Origin of the sequence: Nonomuraea sp. NPDC049141 (assembly GCF_040648415.1) — a bacterium.
Taxonomy (GTDB): domain Bacteria; phylum Actinomycetota; class Actinomycetes; order Streptosporangiales; family Streptosporangiaceae; genus Nonomuraea.
In genome coordinates, this window is record NZ_JBEZDR010000037.1 from 12,165 (window position 1) to 30,977 (window position 18,813).

17 protein-coding genes and 3 pseudogenes are annotated in these 18,813 nt (G+C 68.8%); 11 read left to right on the forward strand and 9 right to left on the reverse strand.

Annotated features, from left to right (window positions below; genetic code table 11):
- The first annotated feature begins 17 nt into the window (after positions 1–17).
- From narH to narI, 3 genes are read left to right on the forward strand one after another with little or no spacing between them, the layout of a single operon-like run.
- Complete coding sequence (narH, locus tag AB0B91_RS60240; RefSeq protein ID WP_358341416.1) at positions 18–1,673, forward strand: nitrate reductase subunit beta; 1,656 nt, start codon at positions 18–20, stop codon at positions 1,671–1,673.
- On the forward strand, positions 1,670–2,296 hold the full coding sequence (narJ, locus tag AB0B91_RS60245; protein ID WP_358341419.1) for a nitrate reductase molybdenum cofactor assembly chaperone: 627 nt from the start codon (positions 1,670–1,672) through the stop codon (positions 2,294–2,296). Before narH ends, narJ begins: the two co-directional genes overlap by 4 nt.
- Entirely contained in the window at positions 2,293–3,024 is a 732-nt protein-coding gene (narI, locus tag AB0B91_RS60250; protein ID WP_358341422.1) for a respiratory nitrate reductase subunit gamma, read from the forward strand. Before narJ ends, narI begins: the two co-directional genes overlap by 4 nt.
- Before the next feature lie 289 nt (positions 3,025–3,313).
- Here narI and AB0B91_RS60255 read toward each other — a convergent pair whose 3' ends face one another.
- Positions 3,314–5,896 carry a cation-transporting P-type ATPase gene (locus AB0B91_RS60255; protein WP_358341423.1) on the reverse strand — a complete coding sequence of 861 codons (2,583 nt, stop codon included), beginning with the start codon at positions 5,894–5,896 and terminating at the stop codon, positions 3,314–3,316.
- Between the two features lie 571 nt (positions 5,897–6,467).
- On the opposite strand from AB0B91_RS60255, the gene AB0B91_RS60260 reads away from it, so the two are divergent.
- Positions 6,468–6,659, forward strand: coding sequence for a DUF1918 domain-containing protein (locus AB0B91_RS60260; protein WP_358341426.1), 192 nt, complete (start codon positions 6,468–6,470; stop codon positions 6,657–6,659).
- Positions 6,660–6,692: 33 nt separating this feature from the next.
- Here the strand turns inward: AB0B91_RS60260 and AB0B91_RS60265 are convergent, their stop codons facing one another.
- Together AB0B91_RS60265 and AB0B91_RS60270 are read right to left on the reverse strand one after the other, a co-directional pair.
- Positions 6,693–6,860, reverse strand: coding sequence for a hypothetical protein (locus AB0B91_RS60265; protein WP_358341429.1), 168 nt, complete (start codon positions 6,858–6,860; stop codon positions 6,693–6,695).
- On the reverse strand, positions 6,857–7,744 hold the full coding sequence (locus AB0B91_RS60270; protein ID WP_358341432.1) for a GerMN domain-containing protein: 888 nt from the start codon (positions 7,742–7,744) through the stop codon (positions 6,857–6,859). Before AB0B91_RS60270 ends, AB0B91_RS60265 begins: the two co-directional genes overlap by 4 nt.
- A 202-nt stretch (positions 7,745–7,946) precedes the next feature.
- Here AB0B91_RS60270 and AB0B91_RS60275 point away from each other — a divergent pair, with 202 nt between their 5' ends.
- The 3 genes and pseudogenes from AB0B91_RS60275 to AB0B91_RS60285 form a co-directional block, all read left to right on the forward strand.
- Positions 7,947–8,192 (forward strand): universal stress protein, encoded by a 246-nt coding sequence (locus AB0B91_RS60275; protein ID WP_358341435.1) that lies wholly within the window; start codon positions 7,947–7,949, stop codon positions 8,190–8,192.
- Positions 8,159–8,443 carry a universal stress protein gene (locus AB0B91_RS60280; RefSeq protein ID WP_358341438.1) on the forward strand — a complete coding sequence of 95 codons (285 nt, stop codon included), beginning with the start codon at positions 8,159–8,161 and terminating at the stop codon, positions 8,441–8,443. Before AB0B91_RS60275 ends, AB0B91_RS60280 begins: the two co-directional genes overlap by 34 nt.
- 95 nt (positions 8,444–8,538) lie before the next feature.
- Positions 8,539–8,745, forward strand: a pseudogene (locus tag AB0B91_RS60285) (serine hydrolase); the annotation flags it as partial.
- A 39-nt stretch (positions 8,746–8,784) separates the two neighbouring features.
- Here AB0B91_RS60285 and AB0B91_RS60290 read toward each other — a convergent pair.
- The 3 genes from AB0B91_RS60290 to AB0B91_RS60300 form a co-directional block, all read right to left on the reverse strand.
- Positions 8,785–9,474, reverse strand: a complete 690-nt coding sequence (locus tag AB0B91_RS60290) for a CBS domain-containing protein (protein WP_358341440.1) — start codon at positions 9,472–9,474, stop codon at positions 8,785–8,787.
- 524 nt (positions 9,475–9,998) lie between these two features.
- Positions 9,999–12,326 carry a phosphoketolase family protein gene (locus AB0B91_RS60295; RefSeq protein WP_358341443.1) on the reverse strand — a complete coding sequence of 776 codons (2,328 nt, stop codon included), beginning with the start codon at positions 12,324–12,326 and terminating at the stop codon, positions 9,999–10,001.
- A gap of 179 nt (positions 12,327–12,505) precedes the next feature.
- Positions 12,506–13,516, reverse strand: coding sequence for a zinc-dependent alcohol dehydrogenase (locus AB0B91_RS60300; protein ID WP_358341445.1), 1,011 nt, complete (start codon positions 13,514–13,516; stop codon positions 12,506–12,508).
- 108 nt (positions 13,517–13,624) lie between these two features.
- On the opposite strand from AB0B91_RS60300, the pseudogene AB0B91_RS60305 reads away from it, so the two are divergent.
- Positions 13,625–13,808, forward strand: a pseudogene (locus AB0B91_RS60305) (cytochrome d ubiquinol oxidase subunit II); the annotation flags it as partial.
- A 245-nt stretch (positions 13,809–14,053) separates the two neighbouring features.
- Here the strand turns inward: AB0B91_RS60305 and AB0B91_RS60310 are convergent.
- Entirely contained in the window at positions 14,054–14,329 is a 276-nt protein-coding gene (locus AB0B91_RS60310; protein ID WP_358341448.1) for a hypothetical protein, read from the reverse strand.
- Between the two features lie 261 nt (positions 14,330–14,590).
- On the opposite strand from AB0B91_RS60310, the gene AB0B91_RS60315 reads away from it, so the two are divergent.
- A complete protein-coding gene (locus tag AB0B91_RS60315; protein WP_358341451.1) occupies positions 14,591–15,976 on the forward strand; it encodes a wax ester/triacylglycerol synthase family O-acyltransferase in 1,386 nt (461 codons plus the stop codon).
- Positions 15,977–16,327: 351 nt separating this feature from the next.
- On the opposite strand, the gene AB0B91_RS60320 is transcribed toward AB0B91_RS60315, so the two are convergent.
- Complete coding sequence (locus AB0B91_RS60320) at positions 16,328–16,990, reverse strand: response regulator transcription factor (protein ID WP_358341454.1); 663 nt, start codon at positions 16,988–16,990, stop codon at positions 16,328–16,330.
- A 417-nt stretch (positions 16,991–17,407) separates the two neighbouring features.
- Here AB0B91_RS60320 and AB0B91_RS60325 point away from each other — a divergent pair, with 417 nt between their 5' ends.
- Positions 17,408–17,707, forward strand: a complete 300-nt coding sequence (locus AB0B91_RS60325; protein WP_358341457.1) for a hypothetical protein — start codon at positions 17,408–17,410, stop codon at positions 17,705–17,707.
- A 66-nt stretch (positions 17,708–17,773) separates the two neighbouring features.
- A complete protein-coding gene (locus AB0B91_RS60330; RefSeq protein WP_358341460.1) occupies positions 17,774–18,298 on the forward strand; it encodes a hypothetical protein in 525 nt (174 codons plus the stop codon).
- Here AB0B91_RS60330 and AB0B91_RS60335 read toward each other — a convergent pair.
- Positions 18,291–18,773, reverse strand: a pseudogene (locus tag AB0B91_RS60335) (hypothetical protein); the annotation flags it as partial. The gene AB0B91_RS60330 and the pseudogene AB0B91_RS60335 sit on opposite strands and share 8 nt — an antisense overlap.
- Between the last annotated feature and the right edge of the window lie 40 nt (positions 18,774–18,813).

Here is an 18,813-nt window from a genome sequence, read left to right on the forward strand (position 1 = left end):
CGCGAACGGAGTGAGTCATGAGACTGATGGCGCAACTGGCCATGGTGATGAACCTGGACAAGTGCATCGGCTGCCACACATGTTCGGTCACCTGCAAGCAGGCGTGGACCAACCGGGCCGGCACCGAGTACGTCTGGTTCAACAACGTCGAGACCCGCCCCGGCCAGGGCTACCCTCGCACCTACCAGGACCAGGAGAAGTGGAAGGGCGGCTGGGAGCTCAACCGGCGCGGCCGGCTGCGGCTGAAGGCGGGCGGGCGGCTCAAGAAGCTGTTCACCATCTTCGCGAACCCGCTCATGCCGTCCATCCAGGATTACTACGAGCCCTGGACCTACGACTACGACCGGCTCTTCTCGGCTCCCGCCTCCGAGGACACGCCCGTCGCCCGGCCCAGGTCGCTGATCACGGGCAAGAGCACGAAGATCACCTGGAGCGCGAACTGGGACGACAACCTGGCCGGCGGCCCGGAGCTCACCTCCGCCGACCCGGTGCTGCGCAAGCTGTCGGACCAGGTGAAGCTGGAGTTCGAGCAGGCGTTCATGTTCTACCTGCCGCGCATCTGCGAGCACTGCCTCAACCCCTCGTGCGTGGCCTCCTGCCCGTCCGGCGCGATGTACAAGCGCTCCGAGGACGGGATCGTCCTGGTCGACCAGGATCGCTGCCGGGGCTGGCGCATGTGCGTGACCGGCTGCCCGTACAAGAAGGTGTACTTCAACCACCGCACCGGCAAGGCCGAGAAGTGCACGTTCTGCTACCCCCGGGTCGAGGTCGGCATCCCCACGGTCTGCTCGGAGACCTGCGTGGGCCGCCTGCGCTACCTCGGCCTGCTCCTCTACGACGCCGACCGGGTCGCCGAGGCCGCCTGCGTCTCCGATGAGAAGGACCTGTACGAGGCACAGAAGAGCGTGCTGCTGGACCCGCACGACCCCGAGGTGATCGCCGCCGCCCGCGCCGCGAACATCCCCGAGGACTGGCTGGAGGCGGCACGGAACTCCCCGATCCACAAGCTGATCTTCGAGTACGGCGTGGCGCTGCCGCTGCACCCGGAGTACCGCACGATGCCGATGGTCTGGTACATCCCGCCGCTGTCGCCCGTGGTGGACGTGCTGGCGAACACCGGCCACGACGGCGAGGACCCCGGCAACCTGTTCGGCGCGATCGACGCCCTGCGCATCCCGATCGGCTACCTGGCCGAACTGTTCACCGCCGGCGACCCCGAACCGGTCCGCGCCGTGCTGCGCCGCCTGGCCGCCATGCGCTCCTACATGCGCCGCCTCAACCTCGGCCAGGACCCCGACGAGTCGATCGCCGCCACCGTGGGGATGACCGGCGAGCAGGTCGAAGGCATGCACCGGCTGCTGGCCCTGGCCCCCTACGACGAGCGGTACGTGATCCCCAAGGCCCACGCCGAGCAGGGCGCGCAGTTGGAGGAGAGCGCCACCGGGTGCAGCCTCGACTACGAAGGCGGGCCCGGCATGGGCGGCCCGTTCGGCGAGGCCTCCGGCCTGCCCGCCCCGGTGGCGGTGGAGAACTTCCACGCGCTGCGCGACCGGCAGACCGGCGATGACCTGGGCGATGTCGGCGAGCTACGCGGCCGCGTCAACCTCCTCAACTGGGACGGCAAGGGCGCTCCCGACGGGCTGTTCCCCAAGAGAAACAGGGGCGAATCATGATGGATCTGCGCGAGGGTGAGCTGCGTACAGCGCACATGGTGGCATCGGTGCTGCTCGGCTACCCCGACGACCGGTTGTACGACGCCCGGCAGTTGCTGGCCGGGGCCGTGGCCGCGCTGCCCGGCGGACAGGTCCGCGAGCGCCTGGGCGCCTTCCTCGACCACGCCGCCGTCACCGCGCAGGCCGACCTGGCCGCCCACTACGTGGCGACCTTCGACCTCAAGCGGCGCTGCTGCCCGTACCTGACCTACTACGCCTACGGCGACACCCGCAAGCGCGGCGGGGCGCTGCTGCGTTTCAAGCACGCCCTGCGCGCCGCAGGCTTCGAGGTGGCCGACGGCGAACTGCCCGACCACGTGGCAGTGGTGTGCGAGCTGTCGGCCCGCGGCGGGGTGCGGGAGGCCCGGCGCCTGCTGCGGGAACACCGGGCGGGCCTGGAACTGCTGCGCGCGGCGCTGGAGGACGTGCGCTCGCCGTACGCCGACGTGGTGGCGGCCGTGGCGGCCACGCTGCCCCCGGCCGGCTCGCGCGAGAAGGAGGCCACGCTGCGACTGGCCGCCGAAGGACCGCCGGCCGAGGAGGTCGGGCTGGAACCCTACGCCGTCGAGGAGGAATCCCGGTGAACGCGCTCGACATCCTGCTGTGGGTGGTGGCGCCCTACGTGGCACTCACCGTGTTCGTGCTCGGCCATGTGTGGCGTTACCGCTACGACAAGTTCGGCTGGACCACCCGCTCGTCGCAGATGTACGAGTCGCGGCTGCTGCGCGTCGGCAGCCCGCTGTTCCACTTCGGCATCCTGGTCGTCCTGCTCGGCCACATCGGCGGGCTGGTCATTCCCAAGAGCTGGACCGAGGCGGTAGGGGTGAGCGAGGAGGCCTACCACGCCGGCGCCGTCGTGCTCGGCACCATCGCGGGCCTCGCCACTCTCGGTGGCCTGGCGATCCTCATCTACCGGCGGCGCACCGTCGGACCGGTGTTCACCGCCACCACCCGCAACGACAAGCTCATGTACGCCGTGCTGAGCGTCACCATCGTGCTCGGCCTGGCCGCCACGGTGGCGGCCAATGTCATCGGCTCCGGCTACGACTATCGCACCACCATCTCGCCCTGGTTCCGGTCGATCTTCTACTTCAGCCCGGACCCCGCGCTGATGGCCGGCGCACCGATCCTGTTCCAGTTGCACGCCCTCAGCGCGCTGCTGCTGTTCGCCATCTGGCCGTTCACCCGGCTGGTGCACATGCTCACCGCGCCCATCGGCTACCTGACCCGCCCCTACATCGTCTACCGCAGCCGCGCCGACCAGCCGACCGGTGCCCACACGCCCCGACGCGGCTGGGAACCGTCACGCTGATGACCGACGGCCAACCTGAAGCGCCGGCATCACAAGGAGATTGTCTGGCGGCTGAGCTGTTCAGCGAGCATGCGGGTCGAGGTGGCGTCACCACAACGGCGACATCGGATCCCCGCGTGTTGTCCGTGCGCCGGGTCATGCGGCCGGAGTTGTAGTGTGCCCAGCGTCGCCCGGTGACCAGGACCAGGGGGTAGCTGTCGTCGGGTTGCTCGCCCGGCGGTAGATAGGGGCGCGGCGGCGAACATCTCCGGGATGGCGGCGAGGTTGAACGTCGTCCGACCCGCACGGGTCACGCGCGGGATTGATCGCTGTGGTCGGGCTGATGGGCTGACGCGGGGGCGCCCGGCGATGGCACGGGCCGTGGCGGGCGGGAGGGGTGCAGGATCCGGTCGAGGCGGACGGCGGCGTAGCCGAGGGTGGACAGCGCGGTGACGATCAACAGGTCGCCCAGGGGCAGCGGTTCGGTGCCGAGTAGCTCGCGCAGCGGCGGGACGTACAGTCCGGCGAGCTGCAGGACGAACGCGCCGGCGACGGCGAGGAGCAGCATCGGGTTGGCCAGTGAGCCCGGCCTGGTACGGGAACCGAGCGCGACGCCGAGCTGGGTGGCGCCGAGGGCGAAGAAGGCCATGCTCTGCCATGGACGTCCCGTCTGGTGGGCCCAGACGGCGACGCCGAGGGTGACGGCGGTCAGGACGACGGCGATCCGGATCAGGCGCTGCCACAGCCCCGCGCCCAGGATGCTCTGGGTGGGCGGCCGGGGTGGGGTCGTCATCGCTCCGGGGATGGCCGGCTCGCCACCGAGAGCCACGCCCGGCAGTCCATGGGTGAGCAGGTTGATCCACAGGATCTGGGCCGGAAGCAGGGGGAGTGCGAAGCCGGCGAACGGCCCCAGCAGCATCACCGCGATCTCGGCGGCTCCGCCCGAGAGGCCGTAGACCAGGAACCGGCGGATGTTGGCGTAGACCCGGCGGCCCTCCTCGACAGCCGCGACGACGGTGTCCAGGTTGTCGTCGGCGAGCACGAGGTCGGCCGCCTGACGGGCGACTTCGGTGCCCCGCTTGCCCATGGCCACACCGATGTCGGCCCGTCGCAGCGCCGGGCCGTCATTGACGCCGTCACCGGTCATGGCGAGGGTGTCGCCGCGATCCCGCAGACCCTGGATGATCTCGAGCTTCTGCCCAGGGGTGGCGCGGGCGTACACCGCGGCCCCGGCCTGATCGGAGGCTTCGAGCTCCCGGCAGTCCACGACCGGGTCGCCGGCGGCGATGATGCCCAGCTCGGTGGCGACGGCGCGTGCGGTCCCAGGGTGATCGCCGGTGATGAGAAGCGGTCTTATCCCGGCCTGCTTGCAGGCGGCGATCGCGGCGGCCGCCGCGGGACGCGGCGGATCCAGGATGCCGACCAGCCCGAGCAACGACAGCCCGCTCTCCCGCGCTGTTCCCGGGACGGCGTTCAGATCGGTGCTCGCCACCGCCATGACCCGGTATCCGGCCTGGGCGAGCTGCTCGGCGCGCTCGGCCGCGCGGGTCAGCAGCGCGGGATCGTCGACCAGGACGGGCGGGTGGAGCAGCGCTTCGGGAGCCCCCTTGCAGATCACCCGGCCACGTCCGCCGGGCAGGCGGTGCACGGTACTCATCCGCTTGCGTTCGCTGTCGAAGGGACGCTCGGCGACGCGCGGGAAGCGCCCCTGCAGTTCCCCGCGGTCCAGGCCGAGCTTGGCGGCGGCGGCGAGCAAGGCCGCCTCGGTCGGGTCGCCCAGCGCCGTCCACTCCTCGCCGGGATTCCGCGGTGGTGACAACCTCGCGTCGTTGCACAGCACGGTCGCCGTCAGCAGGTCGGTGAGGATCGCTCCGTCGAGGGAGTCGTCACGTTCGACCTCGCCGTCGGGCGCGTATCCGGAGCCGGTTATCGTGGCCTCGCCCGTAGGAGTCCACACGTGCCGGGTGACCATCCGGCCCTCGGTGAGAGTCCCGGTCTTGTCGGTGGCGAGCACGGTCACGGAGCCCAGCGTTTCCACGGCGGGCAGCCTGCGTACGAGAGCATTGCGCGCGGCCATCCGGCGAGCTCCCAATGCCAGGCTCAGGGTCACGACGGCGGGCAGCGACTCGGGCACGGCCGCGACCACCAGGCTGATCGCGGTCACCACCATCAGCTCGACCGGTTGCCCGCGGACCAGGCCCAAAGCCAGCACCACCGCGGACAGCAACACCGTGACACCGGCCAGCAGGCGGCCCACTCCCATCAGACGCCGTTGCAGCGGCGTGAGACCGGCTCCCCTGACCATCATGGAGGCGATACGGCCGCTCGCGCTCGCCGCCCCGACGGCAGTGACCTCGGCGCGGCCACGCCCTCTGACCACGGCGGTGCCCGAGGAGACCGGGTCGTCGCCGGCCTTGTCCACCGGCACCGACTCGCCGGTCAGGGACGACTCGTCCACGAGCAAGGCCGCCGACTCCACCACCGTGGCGTCGGCCACGATGATGTCGCCTTCGGCCAGCACCAGCAGGTCTCCCACAACGACATCGGCCGCCGGCACCTGCGTCTGGGAACCGTCGCGGATCACGCGGGCCACAGGGGCCGTGAGCTGTGACAACGCCGTGATGGCTCGGTCGGCGCGTATCTCCTGCGCCACCCCGACGGAGGTGTTGACCACGATCACGAGCATGATGACGGCCGTGTCGGTCCAGTCGCCCGTGACGATGGTCAACGCCGCCGCCACGAGCAGAACGATGATCAGCGGATCGCGAAGCTGGGCCATCACCCGTCGCCACAACGGAACGGGCGGCTGCTGCGGGAGCAGGTTGGCTCCATCCCGCTCCAGACGCACGGCCGCCTCCGCGGACGACAACCCAGAGGGCGCGGGAATCACCATGTCTTCCTCTCTGGCCTGCTGTCTTCCGGCCCGCATCGGGGGACCGCATCATTTCCCTACCTGTTTTCGCAGGTGCTGAACTGTCGAACCAGAAGCGAAGGTCCCATGGGGACAGGGCCGAATGGCACCCGTCTGCTCGGGCGGGGCCTGGGTTCGCGCCGGTCGTGCAGGCGTTTCGCGGATCCAGCCTGCCGTGGTGACTTAGGTCACACTCCGTCGGGCCGTTTGCCCCGGGCGCGCGAAGAGGGTCAGAGACAAGGTGAGGTCACCACGAAATCCTGAGCGGACAAGGGTGAGCGAAATGTCGGTTTTACTGGGTGTGAGGCACGCCGAGAATGACCCGCTGACCGAGACGACGGGCAACTGTCCACAGACGTTCTGGCGGCACACTGTGGCGGCCTGGGGCGCAAGCTTCGTGGTGCCTGTGCTCGACCGGCACCTCAGACCGGACTTTTGAGGGCCGAAGGTCCCCCGCCGTGGAGACCTCCGGCCCTGCTGGATACCGACCGAACCCTGCAGGGTGAAGGCGAGTGAATACCACCGCTTCGTACCCGGAGATGAGGGGATCGCCATGAAGGCGGCAGTGGGTGATCGGCTGATCGTGGAGGCCACGTGTGGCACCAGCACACGTCATGAAGGATTCATCATGAAGGTGGACCACCCCGACGGCTCACCGCCCTACCTGGTCCGCTGGCTGGACACCGAACGCGAGACCCTCGTCTTCCCCGGCCCCGACGCACGAGTGGTCCAAGCCACGCGATGACCAGGGCCGGCCTGCACTTCGACCGGCCGGAGATCAGGACCTGGAGCCCATGAGGGCCGTCACGGCGTGACGGCCCTCGGCCATGACCTGTGCGGACCTGGCCAGGTCCTTCGCGGACGCTGCCATCCGCCGGTCGATCCCGATCTCGACGATCTCGACGATCTCGCCACGCACTCTGCGTGCGGAGCTCGAGGCGCTCACGGCTCCAGCGACTGCGGGATGGAGTCCGACGGCCCGGTCGGGTGCTCGGTCTGCCCCGCCGAGTCGTAGATCTTGACCCATTTGATCATCGGGAACTGCTTGAGCGTCGGCCTGATCTGGTCGGCGATGGTGAAGGTGGATCCGCCGCTGGTGACGCGGCCGGTCAGGTACACCCGGGCGATACCGTTCTTGATGGTCAGCTTGCTGAAGCCGGTGGCCTTGGAGCCAGCGAAGCGCAGCCCCTGCGCTCGTTCGATCTGGGTGGGGCCGGCGAAGAGCCGTTGCAGCGCGCTGAAGGCCGTCGCCGGAGAGATCACTGGGCGCTGCACAGTCGTCGTGTACGGTCTGCGGCCGGTGTTGTAGTTGGCGGTGTTGAGGAAGTAGTCGCGCACGGGCACGGTCCGGTAGGGCGTGGCGATGTCCACGACGACGCGGCTCGGCGCGGTGAGCGTGTAGACCCGGTACGGCACGCGCCTGGCCAGCCCGACCCCGAAGGTGAGCGTGGCCTCGAAGTCACCGGTGTTCACGACCTGGATGACGCCGGGCAATGCGTACGTCCTGCGGGTCGGCCCGTAGGTGACCTTGCCGCGGCGGTCGTGGCCGTCGGCCTGGTCGAAGCGGACCTGCAGCAGCGCTCTGCCAACCGCGTTGACCGTCTCGCCGGAGCCGTCGGCGATCAGCGTGGACACGTAGCGGACGTCGCGCCGAGCCGGTAACCGGCCGCGGAACTCGAAGACGAGCCGGTCCAGGCCAACCTGGTGCGCGGCCCGGATGCCGACCAGCATGGGCGGGACAGCCTGCTCAGTAGCCTGCGCCGCTACGGCTGGCAGTCCGGTGGCGGTGACCGCCATCGCGGTGGCGATGAGGGGGCGAATCGAGAGCATGATCACTGTCTCTTTCCCGTGGGGGTTCCGGATTTCAGCCTGGCTCCTGCCGTTGCCGGATAACACTGGCGAACGTCCCGAACTCTGCGGCCTTCGGTCATATCAGGGACGAAGGTCCCGGCGAAGACGAGAGGGACGACTCTGAGCGGCACCGCATGTTCGGACGACGGTGGAAGGGTGGGTCGGACTCCACTATCCGAAGGTGCCGCTCAACACGCTTACCGACAGGGGCCCGCCAAGCGTGGTCTTGACCGATCTGTCCAGGGACGCGGAGCTGATCGTGGTAGGCACTCGCGGCTACGGACCACTCGCGGGACTGGTCGCCGGCTCGGTGAGCGCCCACGTCGCGGCACACGCCTCCTGCCCGGTGATCGTCATGCCGGGGACCCGGACGAACGCGACGCACACGAGGTGGTGGCCGGCTTCGACGGATCACCGCCGTCCGTAGCCGCCCTGGGCTTCGCCGCCATGGAAGCGCACCGGCTGGCGGCGCCGCTCAAGGCACTGATCGCCTACCACGAGCGAGGCGGGGAAGGCCTGCTGGTGGTGGGCGCCCGTGGCTTGGGGGAAGTCAGAGGGCTGCTGCTCGGCTCGGTGAGCCAGGCCGTACTGCATCACGCGCCGTGCCCCGTCGCCGTCGTGCACGCATCACGAACGACGGCTTCGCTTTCCCGCCCAGATCGGGATGATCGGCCCTGACTACCACCCGTTGCGGCATCGCTTGGTCGGACCGATGGCCTGAGGTGAGTGACATGGGCAACGCCGGCGGGACGGACCGGCGCATCGAGGCGGTGATGCGGGCCGACGAGATACCCGGGTCTGTCGATCGCCTTGGTGCGAGCCGAGGGGTGAGCACAGACCTGGACCCTGCCCCGTTCGTCGAGCGGCTCCTGACGCGCCACCGTCGGCTCAGGCATCCGCCCGGTACACGGGCCCGCTACTCCAATCTCGGCCACCTCGTGCTGGGGGAGGTGATCGCCGCCGTCTCCGGGAGGCCCTTCCAGGATCACTTGCACGCCCCATGTCCTCGGACGAGAGGTTCACGAGCGATCCCAGATGACAGGCGGTTCCAGGATGTCGTCTTCCTGCCAGGTGACGACTCTCTGGACGTCGACGATCCCGTCCAGCCCTTCGACCGCGCGGACGGCGGCGGCCGCCTCGCTGCGCTTGCCCGTGTGACCGGACAGCGTGACGATGCCGTCGTGGACCTCGACGATGATCCCGTCGCGGTCGTTCCACCTGGCATGCGATGGGATGCCCTCGACGACGCGCCGTCTGATCTCGTCATCGTCGCGCAGGTACATCCTGAGCAGGTCCCGTCTGCTGACGATGCCTTGCAGCCTTCCCTCGGCATCGACCACGATCAGCCGCTTGACGCCGCACTCGTCCATGATGCGGGCGGCCTTGGAGGTCGAGGCGGATGGGGCGACGGTCGCTGCGGGCGTGGTCATCAGGTCGGCTGCGGTATCCCCTGCGGCCTTCCTGCTCCCACTCTCGACCTGACCGGTCATCCGCCGGCGCAACCGGGCGCGCAGCGGCGGTTGGTAGCTTTCGCCGTAGTACTGCTCCCGGAACTCCTCCTTGCGCATCAGGTCTCCTTCGGACACCACGCCAAGGACCTGCTCATCGCCGTCCAACACGGGCGCGGCGCTTATGCCATTCGCCACCAAGATCTCGGCGATGTCCTTGAACAAGGTGTCCGTCGTGACCGAGGTGACCTGGGTGGTCATGACATCTCTCACCGTAGTCCGCATCGTGGACCCCTCCTTCCGATTCCTCCCCTCCATGGGATCGCTATCCGCGGCGCCATCGTAGGGACGAAAGCCCTTGACCCTGTCTCCTTTGGAAATGCCGAAAGTCCCAAGTCAGCGCGGCTGCTCGGCAGCGTGCTCACAGGCCTGTCCTGGTGGTGCCTCCGACCGGATGCCGCCGCCGCGCAAGTTCGGCGTCGTGATCCCCGGGCCTCAGGCGCGCAGCGAAGCTCATGTTCGAGAAGTATTTCCTGTGGAGGTCCCGGTACGGCTACCGTGACAGCGCGCTGCGGTTTCCTACCGGGACCAGTGATCAGGAGCTGACGAAGACGACGTGGCCGCACAATCTGGTGAGGCTGCCCGTTGCCCCGGGAACGCCCCGGTGTGAATGGCGAGGCTTTCGTCCCAGGTGGGCAGGCTGGTCGACCCTACTCGGCTCCAGAACCGACCGGTATCAAGGGAGTGGGTGGCCGTACAGGGTGACCGGGTTGGAAAGGGGTGCGTCATGCCGACGAGCGAGCAAGTGTGGCGGGAACTGGCCATGTCCACGCGCCTATTTCCACCGAGTCCTCGCCGTACTCGCGAGTGTGGGCGCGGGCCTGGAGCCGGGTGTCGACCATCCGCTGGCGCAGGTGGGCGGCGGTGGTGCCGAGGCCGGGGACGCGGTCGATGACGTCCATGACCAGGTGGAAACGGTCGATGTCGTTGAGCATGGCCATGTCGAAGGGTGTGGTGGTGGTGCCCTCTTCCTTGTAGCCGCGCACGTGGAGGTTGTGGTGGCCGTGCCGCCGGTAGGTGAGGCGGTGGATCAGCCAGGGGTAGCCGTGGAAGTTGAAGATGACCGGCTTGTCGATGGTGAACAGCGTGTCGAACTCGGCGGCCGACATGCCGTGCGGATGTTCCGACGGGGGCTGGAGGCGCATCAGGTCCACGACGTTGACGACCCGCACCTTCAGCTCCGGCAGATGCTCGCGCAGCAGCGCGGCCGCCGCCAGGGTCTCCAGGGTGGGCACGTCACCGGCGCAGGCCAGTACCACGTCGGGCTCCTGATCCTGGTCGGTGGACGCCCACGGCAGGATGCCCAGGCCCCGCGTGCAGTGGGCGACGGCCTCGTCCATGGTGAACAGATCGAGTACGGGCTGCTTCCCGGCGACAACGACGTTGACATAGTCCCGGGAGCGCAGGCAGTGGTCGCCCACCGACAGCAGGGTGTTGGCGTCCGGCGGCAGGTATACGCGCACCACGGAGGCCTTCTTGTTGACCACGACGTCCAAGAAACCAGGGTCCTGGTGGCTGAAGCCGTTATGGTCCTGCCGCCACACGTGGGAGGACAGCAGGTAGTTGAGCGAGGCGACCGGACGCCGCCACGGGATCTTCTTCGCTGACTCCAGCCACTTGGCATGCTGGTTGAACATGGCGTCGATGATGTGGATGAACGCCTCGTAGCAGTCGAACATCCCATGTCGGCCGGTCAGCAGGTAGCCCTCCAGCCAGCCCTGGCAGAGATGTTCCGACAGCACCTCCATCACCCGCCCGCCGGCGCCCAGGTGTTCGTCGGTCGGCTCGATGGCGGCGTTCCACGCCCGGCTGGTGGTCTCGAAGACGGCCTGCAGCCGGTTGGAGGCGGTCTCGTCCGGGCCCATCAGCCGGAAGTTGTGCGGGTTCGCGGCGATCACGTCGCGCAGGAAGGTGCCCAGCAGGCGGGTGGGCTCGCTGGTCTGTGTCGCGGGTGATTTGACCTCCGCCGCGTAGTCGCGGAAGTTCGGCAGGGCCAGGGGGCGCAGCAGCTCGCCGCCGTTGGCGTGCGGGCTGGCGCTCATCCTGCGCTCGGCCTGCGGCACGGTCTGCAAGATCTGCGGGACCGGATGGCCGTCGGCGTCGAACAACTCTTCGGGCCGGTAGGAGCGCATCCACTCCTCCAGCATCGCCAGGTGCTCGGGGTTGTCGCGTACGCCGGACAGCGGCACCTGGTGGGCGCGCCAGGTGCCCTCCACCGGCAGCCCGTCCACGAAGCGGGGCCCGGTCCAGCCCTTGGGCGTCCGCAGGATGATCATGGGGAGCCTGGTGGCGCGGCCGTCCTTGTAGGCGGCGATCTGGTCGAACACCTCATCCAGTGTCCGCGCCATCTGCTCGTGGTCCGGGCCGACGATGTGCGGTCGGTACCCGTACCCCTCCATGAGCTTGACCAGCTCTTCCTCGGGAATCCTGGCCAGTATGGCCGGGTTGGCGATCTTGTAGCCGTTCAGGTGGAGGATCGGCAGCACGACGCCGTCGCGGTCGGGGTCGAGCAGCTTGTTGGAATGCCAGCTGGCAGCCAGCGGTCCGGTTTCGGCCTCGCCGTCGCCGACGACGCACGCCACCACAAGGCCGGGGTTGTCGAAGGCCGCTCCGAACGCATGCGCCAGCGAATAGCCCAGTTCGCCGCCCTCGTGGATGGAGCCGGGCGTCTCGGGCGCGACGTGGCTCGGAATGCCGCCGGGGAAGGAGAACTGGCGGAACAGCCGCTGCATGCCCGCGGCGTCCTGCGAGACGTCCGGATACTTCTCCGAGTAGGAGCCCTCCAGCCAGGCGTGCGCGACCGCGGCAGGACCGCCGTGCCCGGGGCCGGCGATGTAGATCATGTCCTGGGCGCGCTCGGCGATGATCCGGTTGAGGTGGGCGAAGCAGAAGTTGAGCCCGGGTGTGGTGCCCCAGTGGCCGAGCAGACGGGGTTTGACGTGCTCGGGGCGGAGCGGCTCGGTCAGGAGCGGGTTGTCGAGCAGGTAGATCTGCCCCACGGACAGGTAGTTGGCGGCACGCCAGTACGCATCGATCTTCGCCAGGGGTGTCATGCCTCTCAATATTTCGGATCCAGCGGGATGGGCCTAGGGACCTTGGTCCCGATCCCTCAGGGCACATGGTTGGGATCCCGGCCCAAGCCGGCGTGGTCTCGGTCCAACCGTCCCCGGCCTGGACTCCTCGGGCGTGAAGCAGTCCTTGGCGGGCGAACGGTGCGCTCCTTATAGAGCGGTCACATCTCGAAGACCAGGCGGGCGGGCACGGTGCCGGCGAGGACGTCGTCGAAGGATTGGTTGATGTCCTCGAGTTTGCGCGTCTGGTAGATGACCTTGGTGCGTCCCGCGGCGTGCAGCTGGAACACCTCGGCCAGGTCGGCCCGGGTGCCGACGATGGAACCGATGACGGTGATGCCGCCCAGTACGGTCTGGAAGATGGGCAGGCTCATGGCGTTGTCCTTGGGCAGGGAAACCAGCACCAGGCGGCCACCGCGGCGCAGCGAGGCGTGGGCCTGCTCCAGGACGCGGGGGCTGGCGGCCAGGACGATGGCCACGTCCACCCCGCCCAGCGCCTTGATCTCCTGGACCGGGTCGGAGGTGGCCGCGTTGACCGTGTGCGTGGCGCCGAGGTTCCTGGCCAGCCGTAGCTTGTCCTCGGTCACGTCGACGGCGATGGTCTCGCCGCCGAAGATCTGCGCGTACTGCTGGGCGAGGTGGCCCAGACCGCCGATGCCGAAGATCGCGGCTCGTTCGGCTGGGCGCAGGCCGGAGACCTTCACCGCCTTGTACGTGGTCACGCCCGCGCAGGTCAGCGGTGCCGCTTCGGCAGGGGCGATGCCCTCCGGGACGGGGACCACGTAGGAAGCGTGGGCGACGGCGTACTCGGCGTGGCCGCCTTCGAGGGCGTAGCCGGTGTTCTGCTGGGCTTCGCACAGGGTCTCGCGGCCGCTGACGCAGTATCCGCAGGTGCCGCAGGCGTAGCCGAGCCAGGGGAGGGCCACCCGCTCGCCCACCTTGCGGCCGGTCACCGCGGAACCGATCTGCTCGATGACGCCGACGCCCTCGTGCCCCGGGATTAAGGGCAGGGACGGCTTGACCGGCCAGTCACCATGGGCGGCGTGAATGTCGGTGTGGCACAGGCCGCTGGCCTCGATGCGGACGAGGACCTGGTACGGCTCCGGCTCGGGGACGGGCACCTCCTGAATCTCCAGGGGCTTGTCGAATCCGGTCACGACGGCAGCGCGCATGCTCTCCACTCTCCTTTGGTTTGCGCTTCACCTTCACCGATCGGGCGGGCTGGGAGGAGGGCCGAAGGTCCCGTGCCGCACGGCCGTCAGTCCCTCGTGCTGGAGCACTTGTTCAGCGGCTTCTACCTGCCGCTGTTCCTCATCCTGCTGGCGTTGATCGCCCGCGGGGTGTGGAGTACCGCAACAAGTCCGACAGCCCGCGCGGCTCGGCCCGGCCTTCCTGTGGGGCGTCGCCTTCGCCAACACCGTGCGCGGCGTGCCGCTGGACGCCGACCACGAGTACCCCGGCACCCTTCTCACCCTGCTCTGGACGGCCACTTCATGCGCACACCCTCCTCCACGGCATCGGTGACCTCCCTGTCGTGGGCGGACATCCGCTCGCGGGTGCGGCGGTAGACGACGACCGCGTCGGAGGCGCCCTGTCGCTTGGCGGTCCTGGCGGCGTCAGAGGCCTCGGTTGGGGCCCGGCTGAGCGGAGTGAGCCGCCGATGGGACGGACCAAGGCCCGCCCCATCGGCCGTCGGTGCCGTGCGTCGTTCAACGGCCGCCGATGGGACGGTCGTGCCTGGCGTGCAGGACCTCCAGGCCCGCGTAGTACTCCTCGGAGCCGATCTCGCCGCGGGCGAAGCGCTGGGCGAGCAGTTCCTCCGGTGCCGCCGAGGACGCCTCGACGCGGACGTTCCTGCTCGCATAGCGGGCGGCCACCACGATCAACGCGACCAGCAGCCCCCAGAACACCACTGTACTGACACCCATGAGCGCGTAGCCCCAACCGCTCATACCGCTGTAACCCCACCACATCATTGCAATCACCTCTGTTTGTCTCCTAGAGGCATGGTGACGTCGCGGCCCACGTCGCAGAAGGGACCAAGGTCCCGACTACTACGGGAATTAGTAAAACGCGCCGGCGCTGCCTACTGGTCTTTGGGCTTGTCCGTGAGGGACCTATGGCTCTGGGACGGCGAGGCGGCACGCGATGTGATGTTCGTGGTCGCTCCTGCTGTGATGAAACGGACGCTCGTGTCGCCGGGGCACCGGGTGGAACAAAGGCTCCGGCCGGATTGGGGTGGAGACATGCGGCAGCTCAGCGCACTGGACGCGCAGTTCCTCAGCTTCGAAACGGTGACGAATGTCGCGAATATCGGCGGGCTGGCCGTACTCGAAGCGGGCCTGGCCAAGGACGAGATCCTGCACAGGCTGGCGGAGCGGATGGCCGGCGTGCCGCAGTTACGGCGGCGGCTGGTCAACGTGCCCTTTGGGCTCGACCACCCGTACTGGGCCGACGACGTCGAGGTCGACCTGGACTATCACGTCCGGGAGCTTGCCCTGCCACCCCCTGGTGACGACGCGCAGTTGGCCGAGCAGGTGGCCCGCCTGCACGAGCGGCGGCTGGACCGGGCCCGTCCACTGTGGGAGATGTACCTGATCCACGGCCTGACCGGAGGCCGCTGCGCCCTCTACACCAAGGTGCATCACGCCGCCGTCGACGGGTTGACCGGGGCCGAGGTGCTCGCGGCGCTCATGGACCCTGCCCCGGAGGCGGTCGCCTGCGAGCCGGACGCCCCTCCGGAGTTGTGGCGCATGCTGGCCAGGAGCGCACGGCACCTCGTGAGCAATCCCGCGCATCTGCTGAAGTTCGTCGGCGAGGCGCTGCCGGTGCTGGATCAGTTGCCCGTCATCTCCCGGCTGCCGGGTGCGGGCGACCTGTCGCGGCTATTGCGCCGCAGCCCTCTGCCCGACCTTCCGGATTTCGCGGCCCCGCATACCCCGCTGGGCGGTCTGGTCTCGGGCCACCGTCGCTACGCCTTCGCCGAGCTGCCGCTGGAGGAGATCAAGCGGGTCAAGAACGCCTTCGGTGTCACGGTGAACGACGTCGTGCTGACGCTGGCGGCCTCAGCGCTGCGCCGCTGGCTGGTGGACCACGCGGCGTTGCCGGACGCTCCGTTGATCGCAGGCGTGCCGTTCTCTCTGCGAGGGCGAGCGGGTACGAGTGAGGGCAACCAGGTCACCATCATGATCATCCAGTTGCCCACGCATGTGGCCGATGCCCGGCGGCGGCTCGAACTGGTGGGCGAGGCGATGGGGCGGATCAAGGAACGGTTCGCGCTGGCTCCTGCGTGCTGGCTGCAGGAGCTGAGCGAAAGCCTGCCCGCCGCGCTGAGCGGCCTGGCCGACCGGGCCGCGTTCGACCTGGTGGGTAGAACGGCGCCGCCCATAAATGTGATCGTGTCCAACGTTCCCGGGCCGCAGTTTCCGCTGCGGATCGCGGGGGTGAGGCTGCTCGGGCACTATCCGGTGTCCGTGATCACCGACGTGAGCGGCGCGGTGAACATCACGGCCTTCTCCTACGACGGCCACCTCGACGTCGGGATCACCGCCTGCAGGGACCTGGTTCCCGACGTGTGGGCCTTCTCCGGCTACCTGAGCGAGACCCTTGACGAGCTCAACGCAGAACTTTAAGGCCCCGTTCCGTGCCGATTCCCGTGCGCTCCACCGGTCGCGCCGCTGCACGTGGAGCGGTCTACGGCATGTCGTGCAGGGCCGCCAGAGCCTCCTCCAGACCGCGGACGTGGCGACGGTCGTCCGGCGCAGGACGAAAGTGCGGCCACGTGACGACCGCGGGGTGGATGCCGCGTTCCCTGCCAGCGCGGAAGCGTGAGCGGGCGCGGGAGCCAGGACCTTGGGTCCGCGGCTCCGGGACGATCGCAGAGCGGAGCGATCGGATAATCCGATGTCAGACGCATGTGGCCCAGCCACAAGGGCGTCGGCGGGCCCGGCACGTTGGTCACGTGCAGTCCGTCTTCGACCTCGTCATGGAGCACCGTAGGCCTGGTGTTCGCGCTGCTCCGCCCGTAGCCGGGCGGCGAGTGCGGCGGCTTGGGTGCGGCGTTGCATGTCGAGTTTGGACAGCAGGTTGGAGACGTAGTTCTTGACGGTCTTCTCGGCCAGGAACATGCGCTCGCCGATCTGCCGGTTGGTCAGCCCGTCGCCGATCAGGTCGAGGATGTGCCGTTCCTGCTCCGACAGCGCGGCCAGGGGGTCTTTTCTGGCCGCTTGATCGCGGAGGCGATGGAGCATGGCGGCGGTGGTCTGAGGGTCCAGCAGCGACTGGCCGGACGCGACCGTGCGCACCGCGCCGACCAGGTCGGAGCCGTGGATCTGCTTGAGCACGTAGCCGGACGCCCCGGCCATCACGGCGTCGAACAGCGCGTCGTCGTCGGCGTACGAGGTGAGCATCAGGCAGGCCAGCTCCGGCAGCTTCGAGCGCACCTCGCGGCACACGTCCACGCCGTTGCCGTCGGGCAGTCGTACGTCCAGCACCGCGACGTCCGGTTTGAGGGCTGGGATGCGGGCGATGGCCGACTCCGCGGTCCCGGCCTCACCGATCACCTCGATGTCGTCCTCGGAGTCCAGTAGGGCGGCCACGCCCCGCCGCACCACCTCGTGATCGTCGAGCAGGAAGACACGAATCATGCCTGCGACGCTACCGGACCGAAGATCTGATCAAAAGGAACGAAAGTCCCCACCGCATGAGGTCTCTCGGCGCTACGCCGGCTGCCGTCTCCAGCGTGTCCTGGATGAGGAACAGAGGAGGACGCATGATTCTCGTAGGAGTGAACGGGCCGCACCCACACGATCAGATGGGCGCCCGCCCGCTGACCAGGAGATCCGGCTTGCCGAGCGGATGGGAGGCAGGGGCTCATGCCGCTCGTCTGATCGAGCAAAGGGTGACGGAGCCGGGCCTTGAGGCAGCGTCGCCGACGGCCGAGCCGCCAGAGAGCACCTGATCGAGCGAATCTCACGAGGGGCAACCGGTTCTCCACCTGGTGGGTCCGCAAGGCCATCCAGCGCGGCCTGGAATATGCGCACACGACAAGACCGCCGGTCGGCGTGCATGATGAGCTGGGCAAGATCGCCCGGGCGGAGGCGGAGGCGACGCATCGGCTCGGACGCGTCCCCGCCGAGTGGGAGCCGGCCGAGGAATCAGGGCTTGGGCCGGCGAGGCTCGCCTACCTGCGACGGCTGCCCGCGCAATGCGTCAGCCTTGGCGTGGTAACCGCCTGGACGCTCGCCGGAGCCGCGATCCTGGCCCTCAAGGACGGCAGCCTGAGGGCGCCACACCTTGACCGGCTCGCTCATGGCAAAGGGGACGAAGGTCCCGGCTCTCCGGGTCGTAGGGCACTGCCGTGAAAAGTTCCCGCACGGTTTGCTTGAGGCGTGACAAGGACCACGAATCAGCACCGAAAGGGGGCCGTCATGGCCACCACCGTCAACAGGCTCGTCACCCAGAGCGGCACGACCGCCGCAAGCCGTCCCGTCGACTACGTCTGGGCGATCGCCCGGATCTCGATCGGCTGGATCTTCCTGTGGGCGTTCCTGGACAAGACCTTCGGCTGGGGTTTCGCTACCCCGGCCAACCGCGCCTGGCTCGAGGGCGGCAGCCCGACGACCGGGTTCCTCAAGGGCAGCGGTGAGAACGCGCTCGGCGGCTTATTCTCCAGCCTGGCCGGCCAGGCATGGGTGGACTGGCTGTTCATGGCCGGTCTGCTGGGCATCGGGCTCGCGCTGGTCCTGGGCGTGGGCACCCGGATCGCCGCCGCCACCGGCACCCTCCTGCTGGTCCTCATGTGGGCGGCCGAACTGCCGCTGGCCAACAACCCCTTCATGGACGAGCACATCATCTACTCCATCGTCCTTATCGGCCTGGCCCTGGCCAACACCGGTGCCACGCTCGGCCTGGGGAAGCTGCCGATCGTGCAGCGCAACCCGTACCTCAAGTAGTGAACACGACCACACGCCCGCCCCCGGTGCCGGGGGGCGGGCGTTCGCCCTTTCTGCAGCGCATCCGCACAAGGGGCCAACTCCTCCTGCCCTTATTCAGGACCGATGGCCCTTCGGGCTCAGGACGTTCGCTGGTGTGCGCGTCGGCGGTGGAGGAGATCGTGGGAACGAGGAGACGAAGAGACGAGGTGGTGGAGGTGGTCCGCGAGTTGGCCCACGACAAGGACGATCTCTTGGCCGGCCCAGATAGTGGCCGCACCGGGCCGATTCCGCACTTCATGTTCCGCTCCAGCGACAGCGCGATGCGCTCGGCGGGCACGCCGCGCCGCAGCAGCTCCTCGGCGGTCGCGCGCATCATCACCTCGAGGCCGCACACGAACGCGTATGTGCGGGCCGGCTCGAAGACGGTCCGCCGGACCAGCTTGGTGATCAGCCCGGTTTGTCCCTTCCAGGCCCGGTCTGGGTGATCCACGGTGACCCAGCGCCACCGGACGACCTTCGGTCATCGGCGCCCT

Coding starts and splice junctions, on each gene's coding strand:
- narH (WP_358341416.1), top strand. CDS start 18: ATGAGACTGATGGCGCAACTGGCCATGGTGATGAACCTGGACAAGTGC.
- narJ (WP_358341419.1), top strand. CDS start 1,670: ATGATGGATCTGCGCGAGGGTGAGCTGCGTACAGCGCACATGGTGGCA.
- AB0B91_RS60255 (WP_358341423.1), bottom strand. CDS start 5,896: ATGGTGATTCCCGCGCCCTCTGGGTTGTCGTCCGCGGAGGCGGCCGTG.
- AB0B91_RS60260 (WP_358341426.1), top strand. CDS start 6,468: ATGAAGGCGGCAGTGGGTGATCGGCTGATCGTGGAGGCCACGTGTGGC.
- AB0B91_RS60270 (WP_358341432.1), bottom strand. CDS start 7,744: ATGCTCTCGATTCGCCCCCTCATCGCCACCGCGATGGCGGTCACCGCC.
- AB0B91_RS60290 (WP_358341440.1), bottom strand. CDS start 9,474: ATGACCACCCAGGTCACCTCGGTCACGACGGACACCTTGTTCAAGGAC.
- AB0B91_RS60295 (WP_358341443.1), bottom strand. CDS start 12,326: ATGACACCCCTGGCGAAGATCGATGCGTACTGGCGTGCCGCCAACTAC.
- AB0B91_RS60300 (WP_358341445.1), bottom strand. CDS start 13,516: ATGCGCGCTGCCGTCGTGACCGGATTCGACAAGCCCCTGGAGATTCAG.
- AB0B91_RS60315 (WP_358341451.1), top strand. CDS start 14,591: ATGCGGCAGCTCAGCGCACTGGACGCGCAGTTCCTCAGCTTCGAAACG.
- AB0B91_RS60320 (WP_358341454.1), bottom strand. CDS start 16,990: ATGATTCGTGTCTTCCTGCTCGACGATCACGAGGTGGTGCGGCGGGGC.
- AB0B91_RS60330 (WP_358341460.1), top strand. CDS start 17,774: ATGGCCACCACCGTCAACAGGCTCGTCACCCAGAGCGGCACGACCGCC.